Origin of the sequence: Clostridium simiarum (assembly GCF_018919175.1) — a bacterium.
In the GTDB taxonomy this organism is placed as follows: domain Bacteria; phylum Bacillota; class Clostridia; order Clostridiales; family Clostridiaceae; genus Clostridium_L; species Clostridium_L simiarum.
The window spans coordinates 243,284-263,408 of sequence record NZ_JAHLQL010000004.1; the positions used below are offsets into that span (position 1 = coordinate 243,284).

Here is a 20,125-nt window from a genome sequence, read left to right on the forward strand (position 1 = left end):
ATAAAAATAAAAGCACCTTCGATTTGGTTACACTAAGTGGTATCATATCGAAGGTGCTAACATTTTATTACATATACTTTAAATATGATTAAGGTTATAATTATTAATAAGAAATCTCTCTGGAAGGAGGGTTTGATTTTTGGAATATTCACTATTAAAAGAAGAAAATATTCAAGAAACATCGAGAGAATATGATGTGAAAAATCTAGAAGATTTCAATAAGAAAAAGTTTTGCCATCTTCATTTGCATACAGAATATAGCCTTTTAGATGGCTCTGGCAAAATACCAAAAATCATAAGTAAGGCCAAAGAACTAGGTATGGAAAGTATAGCCATAACTGATCATGGTACTATGTATGGTTGCGTAGATTTTTATAAAGCAGCTAAAGATGCAGGTATTAAACCTATCTTAGGCTCTGAAGTATATGTGGTTCCAAAATCACTACATATAAAGCAAAATGATGAAGAAAATGAAACTCATCACTTAGTATTACTTGTAAAAAATGAAAAAGGTTATGAGAATCTAATGAAGATAGTTTCTAAAGCTTCTATAGAAGGTTTTTATTATAAACCGAGAACAGATCATGATTACTTAAAGTCACATAGTGAGGGACTTATAGCTTTAAGTGCCTGCTTAGGAGGAGAGGTACAATCAAGTCTATTAAAAGGTAATAAAAATAAGGCTAAAGAAGCAGCTTTATTTTATAAAGAAACCTTTAAAGATGGCTTTTACCTTGAACTCCAATATCATGGTTTAGAGGAGCAAAGAAAGGTTAATGAAGAGCTAATCGAAATGTCTAAAGAATTAGAAATTCCTTTAGTGGCCACTAATGATGTGCATTATATAAATAAAGAAGATTCTAAGTCTCATGACATACTGCTCTGTATACAGACAGCAAAAACTGTAGAAGAAGAAAATAGAATGAGATATCCTTCAGATCAGTTTTATTTAAAATCTCCAGAGGAGATGTGGAGGCAGTTTTCCTATATTAAAGAAGCCTTAGACAATACTATTAAGATTGCAGAACAATGCAATTTTGACTATGAGTTCCATAAATCAAAGTTACCTAAATTTCCATTACCAGAAGGCTGGGATCCCTTTGAGTATCTAAAGGAAACCTGTTATAAGGGCTTGGTGGAAAGATATGAGGTATTTAATGAAGTTAAAGGAGATAGCTTTAATTTACCTAAGGTTTATGAAATTGCAAATGGATGTAAAGAAGCCAAAGAATATGTGGAAAGGCTTGATTATGAACTTGGAGTAATAAACCAAATGGGGTATGTAGACTACTTCCTAATAGTTTGGGACTTTATACGATTTGCTGTAGAAAATGGAATACCAACAGGACCTGGAAGAGGGTCAGCAGCAGGTTCCCTTGTAGCCTATACCTTAGGTATAACAAAAATAGACCCAATAAAATATGGACTTATCTTTGAAAGATTTTTGAATCCAGAGAGGGTATCCATGCCAGATATAGATTCCGATTTTTGCTATGAAAGACGTCAAGATATAATTGACTATGTAGTTGAAAAGTACGGAAAAGATAATGTATCACAAATAATAACTTTTGGAACCATGGCTGCTAGGGCTTGTATAAGAGATGTAGGAAGAGCTATGAACTATTCCTATCAAGAGGTAGATAGAATAGCTAAAATGATACCTACCATGCTTAATATAACTATAGATAGAGCTTTAGACATAAACCCAGAGCTTCAGAAGGCTTACGACGAAGAGATAAGGGTAAAAGAGCTAATAGACGTAAGTAGAAGCCTTGAGGGGCTTCCAAGGCACTCCTCTACCCATGCGGCAGGTGTAGTTATAGCATCAAAGCCTTTAGTAAACTACGTTCCACTTCAAAGAAATGAAGGTATGGTAGTAACACAATTTACCATGGGAACCCTAGAAGAACTAGGTCTTCTAAAAATGGATTTCTTAGGCCTTCGTACGCTTACAGTTATGAGAGATGCTGTAGACATGATTAAGGTGAACAGGGGTATCCAGATAGATTTAGATAAATTAGACTTTGAAGATAGACACGTATACAAGATGATAGGGGAAGGTAAGACTGTAGGGGTATTCCAGCTAGAGTCAGCAGGAATGACAAACTTTATGAAGGAGTTAAAGCCAGACTCCTTAGAAGACATAATAGCTGGGATAAGTTTATACAGACCAGGCCCAATGGCAGAAATACCTAGATATATAGAAAGTAAGAAAACACCAGAAAAGTTATCATACGAAACACCAGAACTAGAAAGTATATTAGATGTGACTTATGGAGTAATGGTTTATCAGGAACAAGTTATGGAAATTGTTAGAAAACTTGCAGGATACTCCATGGGTAGAAGTGACTTAGTTAGAAGAGCTATGTCAAAGAAAAAGCACAAAGTTATGGAAGAAGAGAGACGTAACTTTATATATGGTGTAGTAGATGAAAATGGCAATGTAGAAGTACCGGGATGTGTAAGAGGTGGTATTTCAGAAGAAATAGCAAATAAGATATTTGATCAAATGATGGATTTTGCTTCCTATGCTTTCAATAAATCCCATGCGGCGGCTTATGCCGTTATCGGATATCAAACTGCTTATTTGATGAAATATTATCCTGTAGAATATATTGCAGCTATGTTAAATAGCGTTATGGGAATAAATGAAAAGGTAGCTTCCTACATTAGATTTGCTGAAAGTCTTGGGATACAAGTACTTCCACCAGATATAAATGAGAGTTATGGTAAATTTACAGTAAAAGATGATACTATAAGATTTGGATTAGGTTCTGTAAAAAATGTAGGGTTAAACGTGGTAGAAAATATAGTTTATGCTAGAGAGAAAAAAGGGAAGTTTATTTCACTCTTTGATTTTAGCAATAAGATAGATCCTTCAGCCATTAATAAAAGAGCAGTAGAAAGTTTAATAAAGGCAGGAGCCTTTGATAATCTTAATATTTTTAGATCTCAAATGTTAGCGGTACATGAAAAAATGTTAGAGGGAGTATCTAATCAGAAAAAGAAAAATATAGAAGGTCAGGTAAGTCTTTTTTCAGCTATTAGTAATACAGAGGAGCAATTCCAAATCAAGTATCCTAATATAAAGGAATTTGATAAAAAGTATATGCTAGCTATGGAAAAAGAGATGACAGGATTGTATCTTACAGGACACCCTTTAGATGAATATGAAAAGACCTTAAGTCTTCAGACTTCCACTACTATATCTAAGATATTCAGTGATTATGATGAACTTTATGGCGAAGAGGCTTTATTAAAAAATACAGACATAGAGTCTATGGATAAGGTTCAAGTAGGTAGGGTAATAGGTACTTTAAAGGATGGAGAAAAGGTAGCTATTGGAGGAATTATTTCAGATTTTAATAGAAAAATAACAAGAAATAATTCTATGATGGCTTTTATAAGACTAGAAGACTTAACGGGAAGTATAGAGTCTATAGTTTTTCCGAAATCTTATGAAAGACTTGCCCCTCTAATAGAAGAAGATAGTTTAATAGTAATAAAGGGAAGGCTATCTATGAATGAAGATGAAGATCCTAAAGTGATTTGTGAAGATATAATTCCTTTAGAAAAAGTAGATAGTTCAAAACTGTATATAATGGTAGAAGACGAAAAAACAGCAAGAAATATAATAAAAGAATTAAAGATAATATTTTCAAAGTATAAAGGAAATACTCCAGTATATTTGTTTGCTGCTAAGGAAAGAATTCCATTTAGGCTTTCAAGAGATGGGTGGGTAGACTTAGATAGTGGCATAGTAGAACTTTTGAAAAGTAAATTTGGAGAAGATAGGGTAAAGGTTACTTAATGTAAAAGCTAGAAAAAAGATTTTAATAATTAAACATGGAGGATGATTATAGCTTCTCAAAACTATGTTTTGAGAAGCTGTAACATTAACCCAATCTACAAGGTTTTATTTATATTTGAATATTTTATTTGAAATAGTTGAAAAATATAAAGTAATTAAGTAAAATTAAAGTGGGGGAATATTAAAATATTCTTAAATAATATGTTTTTTGACAAAATTATTATTAACTTTGGGATAAGATTAGGGACATAACTATGTAGATCAATAAGGTGAAAACTATAAATTAATTCTATGAAAAAGTTTTAAGTCTTTGCTATTGGCTTTTGTAATAGTGAATAGTAGGATTAATAATCCTTAACAGGTTATTGCTACATAAAACTCCATAGCATTGCCTGTGGGGAAAGTTTACTAAGAAAAGATAGAAAATAATTATATGTGGAACAAGTTTGTCTTAGGTGGGACTAAGCTTGTCCCAGTGGTACAGGAGGAATAAGTATGAAAAAAATTGCTATACTTACAAGTGGTGGGGATGCACCAGGAATGAACGCTGCCATAAGGGCAATAGTTAGAACAGCTATAGAAAAAGGTATAGAGGTAATGGGAGTTAGAAGAGGCTATAGTGGACTTATCAATGGAGAAATATTTCCAATGGATAGGCACTCCGTATCTGACATAATTCAAAGAGGTGGAACTATACTTAGAACTGCCAGATGTGAAGAGTTTAAAACTGAAGAGGGAAGAAAAAAGGCTGCAAATGTACTAAGTGTTTTTGGCATTGACGGGCTTGTTGTTATAGGTGGAGATGGTTCCTTTACTGGAGCAAGACTTCTTTCAAAGCTTGGGGTTTCCACTGTAGGAATACCAGGAACCATAGACAATGATTTAACATACACAGAGTATACTATAGGATTTGACACAGCTTTAAATACAGTGTTAGATGCTATAAATAAGCTAAGAGATACATCAACCTCTCATGAAAGAGTTTCAATTGTTGAAGTAATGGGAAGAAATTGTGGAGACATAGCTCTACATGCAGGGATTGCAGGAGGAGCAGAAAGCATAATAGTTCCAGAAAAAGAGTTTGATGCAGATGAACTATGCAAGAATATATTATCAGGAAGATTAAAAGGAAAGATGCACAACCTAATATTGTTAGCAGAGGGTGTAGGTGGTGCAGATAAGCTAGCTAAACGTGTAGAAGAGATAACAGGAATTGAAACTAGAGCTACAATACTTGGACATATACAAAGAGGTGGAAGTCCAACAGCTTTTGATAGAGTTTTAGCTTCTAAATTAGGATACAAGGCTGTAGACGTGCTAATGGAAGGAAAATCTTCAAGAGTAGTAGGTATAAGAGATGGAAAAGTAGTTGATCTAGATATTGACGAAGCTTTATCTATGCCTAGAACTTTTAATGAAGATCTTTTTGAAATAGCTCAAATATTATCATAGTGGTGTGAATTTTAATAAATGATTAATAAGAAAAGTTTATTTTAAACTTTTTGGATATATTAAAAATATATAAAGGTCTTAATTATTTTAAGGGAGTGTATTTTATGAGGAAGACGAAGATTATTTGTACTATAGGCCCAGGAAGTGAAAATGAAAAGGTGCTTTCTAAATTAATAGAGTCAGGAATGAGTGTTTCTAGACATAACTTTTCTCATGGTAATCATGAAGAACATAAGATTAGAATAGATCTAGTAAAGTCACTTAGTAAGAAATACAACAAGCCTATAGCTATAATGCTTGATACAAAAGGACCAGAAATAAGAACAGGAAACTTTAGTGAAAGTTCAGTTCAACTTAAGGAAGGCGATGAATTTTCAATATACTGTAGAGAAGAAATTCTTGGAGATAACACAAAGTGTTCTGTAACCTATGATGGACTTTGTGACGATGTAAAAGAAGGAGACTCAATACTTATTGATGATGGTTTAGTAGGGCTTAAAGTTAAATCTGTAGAAGGAAACAAAATTAACTGCTTAGTTGTAAACAGTGGAGCTGTTTCTAATCATAAGGGAGTAAATGTTCCAGGAGTATCAACAAAGCTTCCAGCAGTTACTAAAAAGGACATTGAAGACTTAAAGTTTGGAGTAGAGATGGAAGTGGATCTTATAGCTGCTTCGTTCATAAGAAAAGCTGCAGATGTTTTAGAAATAAGAGATGTGTTAAAGGAAATAGGTGGAGAAGATATATTTATATTCTCAAAGATTGAGAACCAAGAGGGTGTAGACAATATAGATGAAATCATTGAAGCCTCTGATGGAATAATGGTGGCAAGAGGAGATCTAGGGGTAGAGATACCAATAGAAAAAGTTCCAGTAGTACAAAAGATGATCATTGAAAAATGTAATAAAGCTGGAAAGCCAGTTATTACAGCTACTCAAATGTTGGATTCCATGATAAGAAATCCAAGACCAACAAGAGCCGAAGCATCAGATGTTGCTAACGCTATTTTTGATGGTACTGATGCTATAATGCTTAGTGGTGAAACCGCAAATGGAAAGTATCCAGTAGAAGCAGTATCAACTATGGCTAGAATAGCTGGAGAGGCAGAAAAACAATTAGATTTCCAAACATTACTTATGAAAAAGAAAATAGAACATAGACCAGGAGTTCCAACAGCTATAAGTCTTGCAACCACAACAACAGCTATGGAATTAAACGCCAAAGTAGTTATTACAGCTACACAAAGTGGAAGCACTGCAAGGATAGTATCTAAATACAGACCACAATGCCCAATAATAGCAGTTACACCTTTTGAAAAAATTGCAAGAAAGCTATGTTTAAGTTGGGGAGTATTCCCAATAGTGGCTGAGATGGTAAATAGCACAGATGAACTTATAGAAAAATCAGTAAGTATGGTAAAAGAATCAGGATTTGTTAAAAAGGGAGATTTAGTTGTAATAGCAGCTGGAATACCTATAAATGATATAGGATCAACTAATATGATGAAAGTTCATATAGTTGAATAAAATATAAAACCCATTACTGTTAGTGAAATATTTGTTAACAAATTGAAAACTTTTTGTAAAAACTAATAAAAATAGGCCGAAAATCACGAAAAAAACATAAAAATATAAGAATTTACAAAAAGTTAACAAATTAATAGTTAATAAATGGTATATTTTATATATGTAAGGTAATAATATGATGATATAATGATTACTCATTAACATGGAATTATGGCAACTGATTCTATGCTCAGCACCTTTATAGGTGCTCTTTTTTTGCCCATTTATCTAAAGACTATCTGCTTTAATAGGATTTACCTAGAGATTATCTTTATAGCTACAGATGGTACTAAGTAGGAAACTCATTTTCGTATATTCAGATTAGTATATTCAGATGGTACTCAAAGAGTAATGGATTATTAAAGTCATAGGTTTTGGTATCTACTTAATAGAATACTTTCAAATCATAGATTGGTTACTTGGCTAAGAGACTATGTTTTTAGATAAAAATTTCTAAGCTTCACAGTAATTAGAAACTCCCTCTAAAACTAAGAAATTTGTTTATCTTTATACTTAAAAGATAATACTATATGTAGATGTAAAATTGATTTTATATTAAATCTATCTTTTAAGGAGGAATAAACATGGCAAAGCTAAGTTGTAACGTTACTAATTGCATTCACAATGGTGGAGGTTTATGTGGTGCGCGAGTTATACACATAATAGGTAAAGAGGCAGACACTAGTAGGGGAACAGAATGTGATACCTTTGAAGATACAGATATAACAGCTGCTATTAGAGGGATGACTAATATTAATATAGGTGGTCAATTAAGGCAGGCCTTTGAAAATGAAAAGGTGGTAGTAAGTCCAGATATAACTTGCGAAGCTAAAAAATGCATCTATAATGCTGATAGAAGATGCACAGCTGAGTATGTTCAAATATATGGTCCAGCTTCATTGAGTAATTCCTATACAAGATGTGAAAGTTTCAAAGATAGATAAAATAAAACTAATAATATGGAAAGTTTTTATTTAGATAAAATTTTTTCCTCTTAACTTTTTATTTTATAAAAATATAATTTGACAATATAAAAGTTATAAGGGAAAATCTATAAGTAATAGTAAAGCAGGAATCTTTAAGGTTCAGATGGAGTTTCATAAAAAGAGTTCTTACCTTTAGAGAGAGTCTTTACTCCCTATAAAGCTTAGAAATTGTTATTCAGGGACGTAGCCGCTCTTTATTGCCACTTTGAGGAAGATGGGAGTATTAGAGCGGGTAGTCATGGGATAAAAAAGCAATTCTTTAACAGAAGTTTAAAAGATAAGTTTTATAAAAATATTATAAATAGTAGTAATAATATAAGAAATACCCCTCCATATGTAGAGGGGAAATATTATGATTTTTACATAATATAGATTAAATATAAAAGGGTGGGTTTAATTGGTAGAAAAGAATAAAGATTACGTTGTAGATATATTATCTTTAGGATATGAAGGAGAAGGAATAGCTAAAATAGAAGGATTTCCTATATTTGTACAAGGAGCTTTAATAGGAGAAAAAGTTAAAATAAAAGTAATAAAAGTAAATAAAAATTATGCTTTCGGAAAGCTTATAGAAATAATAAACCCCTCTAATGGAAGAGTAGATCCTATATGTTCTATATATAATAGATGTGGAGGTTGCAATCTTCAACATATGGACTATGAATGTCAGCTAGATTTTAAAACTAATAGGGTTAAAGACTGTATTGAAAGAATAGGAAAAATTAAAGATACAATAATTCATAGAGCCATAGGAGCAGCTAGCCCTTATAGGTATAGAAACAAAGTTCAATTACCAGTAGGTGGAGTCAAAGGCGATGTAACCATAGGATTTTATGCTCCAAGAAGCCATAATATAATCGATATGAATAAATGCCATATTCAAGATGAAAGCGGAGATAAAGCAGTAGAAATTACAAGACAATGGATGAATAAATATAACATAGAACCCTATAATGAAATAGAAAGTAAATCTCCAAATTTAAAAGGGCTCATTAGACATATAATGGTGAGAAGAGGTTTTAAAACTGATGAAGTTATGGTAGTTTTAGTAACCACCAAAAAACAGCTTCCATATAAAGAAGAGTTTATTCAATTAATAAGAGATAACATCAAAGGAGTAAAATCCATCATTCAAAACATAAACTCAAAAGTAACTAATGTGGTACTAGGAGAAGAAAACATAGTTTTATGGGGAGAAGACCATATAAGTGATTACATTGGAGAATTTAAGTTTAATATATCACCCCTATCATTCTTTCAAGTGAATCCAATGCAGACAGAAGTGCTTTATAGAAAAGCTTTAGACTATGCAGATTTAAAGGGAGAAGAAATAGTGTTTGATGCCTATTGTGGAACAGGAACCATATCCTTATTCCTATCACAAAAGGCGAAAAAAGTTTATGGGGTAGAAATAGTAAAAGAGGCCATAGAAAATGCAAAGGAAAATGCAACGATTAATGGAATTAATAATGTAGAGTTCATTGTGGGACAATCAGAAAAGGTAATTCCAGAACTTATAGAAAAGGGAATAAAAGCTGATGTGGTAGTAGTTGATCCACCGAGAAAAGGCTGTGCAAAAGAACTCTTAGAAGCCATAGCTCACATGTCACCTGAAAAAATAGTATATGTATCCTGTGATCCTTCTACCCTTGCAAGAGACTTAGCTATATTAGAAGAGTTAGGATATAAAACCAAAGAAGTACAGCCAGTAGACATGTTTCCAGAGACAGGACATGTTGAGACCTGCGTACTTTTGTCCCACAAAACCCCACAAACATCTCCACCGTCTTTATAAACAGGAAAATTGAATAAAAATGATAATTTAGAAGCAATATTAAATTTGAAATTAGCAGAGGGACAAGATGCCTATGTGGCATCTCATATGTATAGTCTAGCCCAAGCCTATGGAGATTTAGTTAGCCTAGAAAAACCATGTATACCCTTTGCTATATACAACAATGAAGAAGTTGTAGGGTTTACAAGGATGGAGTATGACATGAGCTAGGAGAAGATGAGTTTTTGTATAAAGAGTATGGCGATAAGCAAACTTACCAACTTTTTCGCTTTATGATTGACGAGAAGCGCCACGGTAAGGGGGGTGGTAAGCAAGCAATGGGGATTATTGCGGACGTTCCAATAAGGAGAAGCGTCGTCTATTTATTTATCTTATGTGACCACAAACGAAGAGGCTAAAGGTTTGTATACTTCCGTTGGATTCATGGAAACAGGGGATATAGAAGACGGCGAAATGCTTGCAAGATTTGAATTATAGAAGGAGGATTTCTAAATGAAGAAAGGGAAAATTATTTACCTAAATGGCGTATCCAGTGCAGGAAAAACAACTTTATCAAAAACCTTGCAAGAACGCTTGACAGAACCCTATTACTGGATGTCTATGGATACTTTTATGTACATGACACCTAAAAAATTTATCAACAACGATAGTGATGAAAATGAAGGAATTTGGCTACAATCCATCATTAATATGTACCACACCATCAAAATGTACTCTGACATGGGCTATAATACTATTGTTGATGATGTTTTTGATGACGATTATTTGCCATCAAAAATGCTTGAAATACTTCATGATTATCCAGCACTTTTTGTTCAAGTGACATGTCCACTAGAAGAACTACAGCGACGAGAAAAAGAACGTGGCGACCGTGATATTGGACTAGCAGAAAGTCAATTACCCGATTTATACCCTATAGACAAGACGTATGATATTATTGTTGATACTCACGCTAATACTACCGAAGAATGTGCAGAAAAAATTATCGCTCTACTAGATAATCCGGATAATTTCCAAGCGTTCAAAAAACTTAGGAAACAAAATATAGCTAATACATAAAAGGCTACCCTCATCACAAAAACCTACCCTGTCCGACCCCATGTATTTACTACATTAGGGTAGATCTTGAACAGTACCTATGTTATCAAGGTAACTGCACAGATGGATGTTCATAAGACATATTCCGCCACCAAGGGGATATTAGATTGACACGAAATCTTTTTTGTATCCTCAAGGCATTGTGAAGTTGTATGCCTGTTGCAACGAGCTTAGAAATAGAATAGAAAAAAATTAGCGAAAGCCGTGAGTAAAGATCCTCACGGCTTTCTTGTACCCTAAATTGAGAAAAGAGATTGTGATGAAAAAGCTTAGAAGAATAGATCCAGTTATAGAAAAAAAGAAAAAGTTGAAGGTTGCTGCGTATTGCAGGGTTAGTACAAAATTCGAAAGCCAACAAAGTAGCATTGATTTGCAAATTTCTAATTATGAAACCGTCATACAAAGCAATCTTCAGTGGGAATACGCTGGAGTTTATTTTGATTATGGTAGTGGACTTAGGCAAAAAGGTCGTTCCAACTTAGAGAAAATGATAAATAAGGCTTGTGCTGGTGAGATTGATTACATTCTTACTAAATCTCTCAGTAGATTATCTAGGAATGTTTTAGATACATTAATAATCATAAGAAAATTAAAAGAAAGGGGCATTAATATGTATTTTGAAAATGAAAACCTAAACTCGATTGAAGATGAAGCAGAATTTGCAATCACTCTTAGTGGTATTTTAGCTCAGGAAGAAAGCAGAAATCTAAGTGAGAATATCCAATGAGGCTATCAAAGGAAGTTTGAAAACGGAGATATATTTACCAAGTATAAAAACTTTATGGGTTATAAATGTGAAAACGACAGCTTAGCTATTATACCTGAGCAAGCAGAAATAGTGAAAATGATATTTAATCTATATTTAGATGGCATGACATTACAGCAGATAAAAGACTATTTAGAGGGCATGGAAATTAAAACTGCTACAGGTAAAGATGTTTGGGCAACGTATGTTATACAAAAGATGCTTAAAAATGAAAAGTACAAAGGCTGTACCATGTTTCAGAAAACTTTTACCGAGGATTACATTACTGGAAAAAGAAAAGTGAATCATGGGGAACGCACAAAGTATTATGTAGAAGATACTCACCCTGCTGTTGTATCAAAAGATATATTTGATAGAGTGTAAGAAGAAATGAAGCGACGTGAAAGAATTGTGCGTAATGATGATGGAAGTATAGAAGCGTCAAAGAACAAATTCAATAGCAAGTACATTCTTGGCAATTTATTAGTATGTGGGGACTGTGGTGCATCCTATCGTAGAAGAACGGAACGTGGCAAAGTTTTATGGAGATGTGCCACTAGAATTGGAAAGGGAAAACAGGAATGTGAACTATCCCCTACGCTAAACGAAGAGTGGTTAAAGGAAGGGTTCTCAGAACTGATTTGTCATGGTATGTACGATGAAAGTGTAGTGAAGAGTAAGGTGGATAGAATTGAAGTGTATGATGGACATATTTTAATTAAAAGATACGACGGGTCAAATATAAAAGTTTGTTTATAGTGAAACAAGAAACTGGAGATACAGTTCCACTCAGGAATAGTGATTAAACAAGATGTGGATTACTATGAATAAACATTAAAATAGGAGTAGGGTGTCTTCCCTCCGCCTGTTGAATTTAAACTGCTAACAATAAAGTCCAAGGACTTTATTGTTGGTGGTTTTGCTATTTTAATTCTAAATATTCTGTAAAATTGTGTCTAATATGACGTTTTGTTGTTGTAAAATATTAGGAAAAGGTATACAATTGTAATAACAATGTTGTTTATATCATTATCTCGATTAGGAGGTATCATTTTGTCAACAGTAAATGAATTATTAGATATGGCAAAAAGAGAATTGACTAACCTTAAATCAGGTGAAATTTTCTTAGTTCGTGATCTTTTTAAAGGATACGAGTGGAATAGAATATCACGAAGTGACAGACTCCTCCTTGGTACCTTATTTCTCAATTATATCAAAAGTGATGATTTAGAGGTTATCCCGATTGAAAAGACTTCATCTGGGCAGCAGATATATAAAAAGGAGGATATATAAAATGTTAATACCGCCTTTTAGTGCTATTCCATCTTGGGAAGGATTCGAATATCAAGGCTATTGTGCTCTATATTTTGCTTTAAAGCAAATTTATGATTTAATTCAAAAAAACAAAGCAGAAAATATCAATAACTTTAAACTAGGTTTAGAGGGTGAAGATGATTTTTCTATTATACAAAATGATGAGTATCTTAGTTTGCACCAAGTAAAGTATGGCAGCTTCTCTTTAAAAAATAAAGATAAGCTTTGTTTTATATTATCAATTTTACAATATAAGGCTAAGTATGGCTATTTCCACATTAGTAAGCCAAAGACATTATCATTAGATTTCATTGCAACTACTCAAAATTTAATTGATGAACTATTAGAAGAACTGAAAAAAGAAATTAAGGCTAAAAATGAGATACCTAAAAATGATTATGACAAATATTTGCTGATAGAAGATATTACTGCAGATACGACAAAAGGTTCTGTCTACAGCATACTTAAATTTGTGAGTAAGCAGCCAATTGATAAAACCCATTTACTAGAAGCGAAAACTGCTATAGTAAAAGAATTACTTTGTTATAAAAAAGACCTTTCTACTAAAGGGGATAAAGATTTATGGACTGTGAATGAGGAGATTTTTGAAACAACAAGGGATGTCAAAAGTGCATCACATAAATTAATTGAGAACATATTAGAAATTCAGTATCAAGACAGAAAAATGTACTTAGACAATTGCGAAGTAAAGCTGATTTGTGATCAAGTATTTTTATTTATAAAAGAAAACGTTCAGGACTCTAATACAAAAGAAAGAAAAAATAACTGTAAAATTAACTTTAAAGATATATACGATAAAGTTGTATTTGACTATAAGACAGACAGTTATACAGTAGACTTCCAGTACTATAAGTTGTTGGAGCGTATAGAGGAGGTGTTCAATAAATATCCGACTAGAACTAACAATAATTGTGATTTTGATAAATGTGAGGAATGCGAAAAATGTAATCTGTATGAACAAATAGAAAAAATATTTCAACTTACATCTGAAGAACAAAAAGATTTTTTATATAAATTACTACTAAAAACACCTAATCATGATTTGCCAAATGAGCCACTTATAAATAGATTAATCATCACTCTATTGCGTAAAATTGATGGCTTAAAACTTGAAGCGTCAAAAGCGATTTTAATGCAAAGTGAAGGTAAATTTTTCAGGTTAACATTAGATTCAAGTGGAGAAAGCTACGAACTATGCGAACAATTAAACCAAGAAATACATAAACCAGATGGCGATAAATTACTAATGTACGAAACAGATGTACTTATAACCGATCAATTGAATGAAGAAACCTTTTCACATGATGGAAACAAGTTTAACATTATAGGTGAAAAAGAGTTAAAAGATATTGCTCTAATTAGTTCTGATACTATTGAAAAGAAAAAAATGAACATTAGCAAACCTAAAATCATGAGACTAATTAATCGTACAGAGGCTGAAAAGGAGTTGAATAATAAATGATAAATATTTTAGATAATATATTTGACTATTATAAATATCTAAAAATAAATATTTATGATATACAAAATCAAAATAACATTTTATTTTACAAGCATCAAGATAATTTAGTTGCAAATTATTTTTTGGTATATGAAATAGATTGTAGAGAGTTCGAAGATGATGAACGGAAAGTAAAACTTGCTTTAGATGAACTTGAAAAATTATATGCCACAAAGTCAAAAGATAACTCTACTTTAAGAAACAAAATACTGGAACAATTTAAAAGCACACAAGAGGCTAGTCAGATAGATAAAAATACTTCTGCGATATATCTTCTACTATTTAACAATATTGAACAGTTGAACAACTATAGAAATGAAGTCTATTCTATAGAAGAATCACCTAATTATTTCAAAAGATACGTTTTGCCCTATACACTGAATCAGTTGAATCAATTGAATGATGCATTATCTCAATTTCCAGACAGATCATTAGATGAGGCATTATGCCAAATTGTAGATAATGAAGAGAATTATTTTAGATTAGTTGAAGGAAAAGATTTGGAAAGTACTTATGGACTTGTAATTCGGATGTTTTCTAAGCTTCCATTTTTGCAGTATAAATTTAAGACTGAATTAGCACCTGAACCTATAGAAAAACAGGTTGAACGTAATTTAAAAGAAGAGCAAATCAATTATCATCGAATTTTGAATAATGATGAAATTAATATCGAGGAGATACTTCTATTAGAAGACAGTCTTGCCATTGATGAATATGAGATAAATAAAGAAATCAAAAAAAGGATGAAAGGGGTCAAATAGTGAGTTATAAAATTGAAAGTCTAAAAGTTCGCAATTTTAAGTGTTTTGATTCTAAAAAATTCTATGAATTCTATTTTATACAGGATGCAAATCCTACTATTTTATCAGGACCTAATGGATTTGGTAAAACAACATTTTTTGATGCCATTGAGCTGATCTTTACAAAAAGAATAACACGGTTAAATTCAGAGATTGAAGATGGAAGAACCAATCTTGGAAAAAATATTCTGTTAAATACATCAGTTGAATGCGGATATTTGATATTAACATTGATAAATATAAGACATGAAAAGATAACTATTGTTGCAGAGATAGATAATCGTCTTACAAAGCTAATTATCGATACAGCTATTAAATTTACTTGTATTGAAGGAACAATTGATACAAATAATTTTGATGAATTTTTGAGTGGCAATATAAATTGGAAGGACGATATTTCAGAATTTGAGAATTTAAATTACATAAAAGAGCATTTTAATATCTACTATTACGTTTCTCAAGCGGAATCTGTTCACTTTCTAAAAAATAGTATTTCCAGTAGAAAAGACAGCATGACTAAACTTCTTCAAACAGAAAGTATACAAGAGAAAATCGATAAGATAGAGAATAATTTAATTGGAGCTACAAGGGCAAAAACAGGAGTTTTGATTAATGATGAAATAAAAACAACAAAAAGTGAGTTAGATATTAAAATATCAAATTTGAAGATGAAATTGGATGCTACTGGTGGAGAATATAAAGAAATCAGTTATACACCATTGTTAATGTATCCGCAAGATTGTGAAATGAAAAAATGGGATCTTGAGAATTTAGAGTTAAAGGATATTTCAGAGAAACAACTATCAGCATATATTGATGAAATAAATGGCATCTATAATTTATATCAAGATTTACCTGACTATAGGAAGTTCCTGAAAAATAATGAAACATTGATGTTTTCAAATAACAATGAAGCAATCTTAAGCTACATAAAATTCAGTGAATTTATGAACGGTAATAAGTTTAATCTTAAACAGGTTGAAGATGAAATTACAAAATTAAACAGATTGCTGGATGTTTTTAAATACAGTGCTTTCTTCCGCAGTGAATTGGATATTTCAAAATATAAGAAAGAAGATATGATTTCTTTACAAGAAATAGGAATAATTCCTGATACGTTAGTAATTGGTGACATAGATAATCTTGTTGACGAAATAAAAGTACTAAATTCCAAACTTGGAGAGAACCAAAAGAAGACAAATGAACTGATACAAGCGAGAGAAAAGCTACATTCAGTTAGAGAAAATAATGCAAATTTAAATTGTTGTCCTTATTGCAATAGCCCTTATGACAATCCTGAGTTATTGGAAGCAGCATATAGCTCTTTAAGTACTCAGCTGAAAAGCTCACAAGATAATAATTCTGTAGAAATAAAAGGTAAGAAGGCGAAACTATCTAATTATGCTAAATCAATAGCTGATTCAATAGAAGCTTTGTTCGCGCGAAAAGATGACAACGAAATTGAACAAATTCGTACAGTTGCTAGTGAATATTCCATGCTTCTTAAGTCGGAAAAGAAAATCGGTGATATTTCAAAAATTCATGGATTGGTTGGAGAAGTTAATTCGTGGAGAGAACTAAATGAGACAAGCAAAATTGTTGAACTGAAAAGAATTATTGAGTCGAATATTTCTGACTATGAAAATAAGAATTTTTTAGAGAATTTAAAACTTTATAATTATGACAATATATTCAAGGAAAATGCTGGTCTATTATCGATTGAGCAATCAAATTTAAAAGACAAAACTGCTACAGATAATAAAATTATGTTTGTAAGATACCAAAATAGTCTTCTGAAAAATAATGAGATCGATCAAATCAAAAATGATGTTAAGACATTAATCATCAAATTGAAGAAACTTGAAAAAATCAGAAATAACTTTGATAATCTAAAAAACTTGTATAATACTGCAATAGACGAATATAAAAATTTAGTTCTAAAGAAATTGCGAGTGCCTCTACTAATATACACAGGGAAAATATTGCAGGACTATCAAAATGGTCTAGGTGTATTTATTAATAAAGACGAAATGAGATTTGTTTCAAATGGTGATGCAAAACATGACATACTCAATACATTCAGCTCAGGGCAATTAGCTGGGTTTGTTCTATCTTTTTTGTTTGCAATGAATAAGCGATACATTTCAGAACAAACAGATGATATAGGATTTATTCTAATTGATGACCCAGTACAAACTATGGATGATATTAATATAGCATCATTTATAGAAGTGCTAAGGAACGATTTTCCAAACAAGCAGATTATTTTATCTACACATGAGACTGACAAGGAAAATTATATATTATACAAATTTTTAAAATACAATCTAAAAGGCCAATCGTTTAATGTTAAGGACAATATGTATTGATTTATCTTAAATACCTTGGAAAATAAAATAAAGGTTATACTGTTATGATAGTTTTTATTAAAACTTAAAGAGTGTATTCTGAACGATAAAGACTATAATGTAGCATTAAGCCAAGAAGCAAGGTTAATTACGGATTTGGAATAATATGGAGTGCAATTAGTGCTAAATAAAGTTTTCAAGTAGGCGCAATTGTTTAAAAGTTTTATTGCGTACAGTTTTTACTAACTGATAAAGTTGTAATAACACCACAAGAGCAGAAAAAATTTCTCCTCTGCTCTTAATTGTAGAGGTTAAAACTTGAAAAAATATCCTCCGCCAAGGCACCACCAGGTCCAAGTGGCATTATTTTTGTCACCTCAAGGCATGTGGAGACCTGCGTTCTGGAAAGTTAACTGAGGGCATAGTGCAAAAACTTCTTACAAACTCAGAGGTTCATCCTCGTGGTATCAAAGTTATGCTTGAGGATGGAATTGTAGGAAGAGTAAAAAAAATAAAATAATAATTAGGTATAATAAAGGCATTCAATCTTGTAGGTTGAGTGCTTTTTATTATACTTAAATAAAGTATAAATAACATACTTGTAGAATATATAGTTTGATTATCTGTGTCTATTATATTGATATAAATCCACAATGGATACCCTCTAAAATCAGGAACACTAGCTGGAGAATATGAATTATTCAAAGGCAAGGCTGAGTCTGCAAATACACAAGCGGGGCAAACATTTGGAGATAGCAGGGCATGGAATTTATATACGAATTATGGAACTATTGCAAAATTAAATGCTTGTGTTATGGATTTATGTGGACAAAAAATTGTTGGTTTATCCATGAGTGAAAGAATGGCAAAGGAGTTAGTTATCAACGCATTAAAGGACGCGTATCAGCAAGCAGGAAAACCAACAGGAGTCATTTTACACTCAGATAGAGGGTCGCAGTATTGCTCTAATGACTACCAAGATTTAATAAAAAAGTATCAGTTTGTATGTAGTATGTCTCCTAAAGGAAACTGTTGGGACAATGCTCCTATGGAATCCTTTTAGGGGAAGATGAAATGTGAATGGCTTTATGATAAACACTTTAAAACACGCCAAGAAGCTCGTGCAGTAGTGTTTGAATATATTGAGATATTTTATAACAGGAAAAGGATACATGCTTCTAACGGTTATTTAACACCAGAAGAATATTACAATAACACAAATAAAAAAGTGAAGGTAGCATAAAAAATGAAATAATATGATAATCTACGAAAAAGCTAGAAATAACGAGTTTAAGGTGTATAGTTTATTGGGGAAAGGGCAAATTACTTAAATTTTTTACTAAACAATAAGTGTTTTGATAATAGCTGGGGAATACGAAACAAGTATCAACATGGAGCCCCTCTTTATGATAATGCTAAACAATACGAAGCTGATTATGAAATTGCTCTTGTAATTTTAATTTTGCTTGTGGTTAAAATTGATGATGAATTGGAATTTTTTATGAAGAATAGAGTATAAATACTTCTATTTCTATTATAGCCGATAGGTAGATATACATGATTAGATTTAAAAAGCAACTAAACAGATATATAGAGTTTAGCTGCTTTTTATTTGTATAGAAAAATATGTTAATTGTTTATATAATTTAGGGTTTGTCAAGAAAACTTACACAGTTTTCTTGACAAACCCTAATGCTTCTTAGTTAACCAACTTATTTTATGATTAGAGGCTCTATCAATGGCAATTTTTGGATTTCAATGTAAGGAACCGCCTTCGAAAAATTAGAATCAAAGATGTCTGAACATATCACTAATTCATCTTCTTCAACTTTTTGATTCCATATCAAATTAAAATTACTTCTAAAATCTTCAAATTCAAATAACTCACATTGATAATTTCCAGCAGGTAACTTTACTAAATGTTTATTTTGCTCTTTGGTAAAAGTCATTTTTTTTACTTCGATAAATCCAACCATTTTATCTTTTCTATCATCCTTTACTTTAATAACTCCCTGATTATACAAAGCTGTAAGATTATATTTTCGGACTTTTTTATACAAGTCCGTTATCATTTTAGAAAAACTATGACTATAAGGATCCACATAATCATAAGTAATCGTTATCACGATTCTTTCAGGATACTCATTTTTATATACACTATTAATGGATTTCTTTTCTTGAAGATTGCTAATACTTCTCTTTAAAGAATCCATTCTTGCTTCTAATACTTTTAACTCTTCTAATTTATTTCGTAGCAGCTCTTCCCCTTCAGAAATCATACTAGACAAATCAAAATTACTACCAGTATCTTGAAAAAGCTCAAGTTTTTTAAGGGGAATTCCAAATTCAGAACACATTTGAAGCACCGTTAATTTCCCTAACTGGTCAGCAGAATAGTAACGATAATTAGTTTCATGATCAATATACTCAGGTTTTAAAAAACCTTTGTCATCATAATACCTCAATGCTCTAATTGTGCTTCCTGAAATCTTTGATAATTCTCCAATACTGATTAACTTCATAAATAACTCACCCTTCTCTTCTCAACAGGTGTTGACTCTCCACCCACGTGAGACATTATAATTGATTTTACAAATGAGATTTCAAGCTTGGATTACTCAAAAATATTAAAAAGAGGGTGACTCACTAATAAAAATTTATTTTTTAATCAACAACAACATTTTAATCT

At 31.7% G+C, this 20,125-nt stretch carries 14 protein-coding genes and 3 pseudogenes; 16 read left to right on the top strand and 1 reads right to left on the bottom strand.

Annotation, left to right across the window (positions count from 1 at the left end):
* The first annotated feature begins 169 nt into the window (after nt 1-169).
* From KQI89_RS12630 to KQI89_RS17715, 16 genes and pseudogenes are all read left to right on the top strand, one after another.
* Complete coding sequence (locus tag KQI89_RS12630; protein ID WP_216457455.1) at nt 170-3,811, top strand: DNA polymerase III subunit alpha; 3,642 nt, start codon at nt 170-172, stop codon at nt 3,809-3,811.
* Between the two features lie 495 nt (nt 3,812-4,306).
* The gene (pfkA, locus tag KQI89_RS12635; RefSeq protein WP_032122548.1) at nt 4,307-5,263 is read left to right on the top strand and encodes a 6-phosphofructokinase; all 957 of its coding nucleotides are present in this window, start codon (nt 4,307-4,309) and stop codon (nt 5,261-5,263) included.
* 104 nt (nt 5,264-5,367) lie between these two features.
* Nucleotides 5,368-6,783, top strand: a pseudogene (gene pyk / locus KQI89_RS12640) (pyruvate kinase); the annotation flags it as partial.
* Nucleotides 6,784-7,412: 629 nt separating this feature from the next.
* Entirely contained in the window at nt 7,413-7,772 is a 360-nt protein-coding gene (locus tag KQI89_RS12645) for a DUF1540 domain-containing protein (RefSeq protein ID WP_216457366.1), read from the top strand.
* Between the two features lie 439 nt (nt 7,773-8,211).
* Nucleotides 8,212-9,609, top strand: coding sequence for a 23S rRNA (uracil(1939)-C(5))-methyltransferase RlmD (rlmD, locus tag KQI89_RS12650; protein WP_216457367.1), 1,398 nt, complete (start codon nt 8,212-8,214; stop codon nt 9,607-9,609).
* Nucleotides 9,610-9,618: 9 nt separating this feature from the next.
* Complete coding sequence (locus tag KQI89_RS12655; protein WP_216457368.1) at nt 9,619-9,819, top strand: hypothetical protein; 201 nt, start codon at nt 9,619-9,621, stop codon at nt 9,817-9,819.
* Between the two features lie 282 nt (nt 9,820-10,101).
* Entirely contained in the window at nt 10,102-10,668 is a 567-nt protein-coding gene (locus KQI89_RS12660; RefSeq protein WP_216457369.1) for a chloramphenicol phosphotransferase CPT family protein, read from the top strand.
* A gap of 298 nt (nt 10,669-10,966) precedes the next feature.
* Nucleotides 10,967-11,434, top strand: coding sequence for a recombinase family protein (locus tag KQI89_RS18040; RefSeq protein WP_343216364.1), 468 nt, complete (start codon nt 10,967-10,969; stop codon nt 11,432-11,434).
* 54 nt (nt 11,435-11,488) lie between these two features.
* A complete protein-coding gene (locus KQI89_RS18045; protein WP_343216365.1) occupies nt 11,489-11,836 on the top strand; it encodes a recombinase family protein in 348 nt (115 codons plus the stop codon).
* 6 nt (nt 11,837-11,842) lie between these two features.
* Nucleotides 11,843-12,211, top strand: coding sequence for a recombinase zinc ribbon domain-containing protein (locus KQI89_RS18050; RefSeq protein ID WP_343216366.1), 369 nt, complete (start codon nt 11,843-11,845; stop codon nt 12,209-12,211).
* Nucleotides 12,212-12,505: 294 nt separating this feature from the next.
* On the top strand, nt 12,506-12,745 hold the full coding sequence (locus KQI89_RS12670) for a single-stranded DNA-binding protein (RefSeq protein WP_216457370.1): 240 nt from the start codon (nt 12,506-12,508) through the stop codon (nt 12,743-12,745).
* A gap of 1 nt (nt 12,746) precedes the next feature.
* A complete protein-coding gene (locus tag KQI89_RS12675) occupies nt 12,747-14,249 on the top strand; it encodes an ABC-three component system protein (RefSeq protein ID WP_216457371.1) in 1,503 nt (500 codons plus the stop codon).
* Entirely contained in the window at nt 14,246-15,049 is an 804-nt protein-coding gene (locus KQI89_RS12680) for an ABC-three component system middle component 1 (protein ID WP_216457372.1), read from the top strand. The genes KQI89_RS12675 and KQI89_RS12680 overlap by 4 nt, the downstream gene beginning before the upstream one ends.
* Entirely contained in the window at nt 15,049-17,457 is a 2,409-nt protein-coding gene (locus tag KQI89_RS12685; protein ID WP_216457373.1) for an ATP-binding protein, read from the top strand. Before KQI89_RS12680 ends, KQI89_RS12685 begins: the two co-directional genes overlap by 1 nt.
* Nucleotides 17,458-17,827: 370 nt before the next feature.
* Nucleotides 17,828-17,956 (top strand): annotated as a pseudogene (locus KQI89_RS12690) (YwbE family protein); the annotation flags it as partial.
* A gap of 126 nt (nt 17,957-18,082) precedes the next feature.
* A pseudogene (locus tag KQI89_RS17715) lies at nt 18,083-18,679 on the top strand (IS3 family transposase).
* Between the two features lie 469 nt (nt 18,680-19,148).
* On the opposite strand, the gene KQI89_RS12705 reads toward KQI89_RS17715, so the two are convergent.
* Complete coding sequence (locus KQI89_RS12705) at nt 19,149-19,958, bottom strand: MerR family transcriptional regulator (protein ID WP_216457376.1); 810 nt, start codon at nt 19,956-19,958, stop codon at nt 19,149-19,151.
* Nucleotides 19,959-20,125 lie beyond the last annotated feature (167 nt).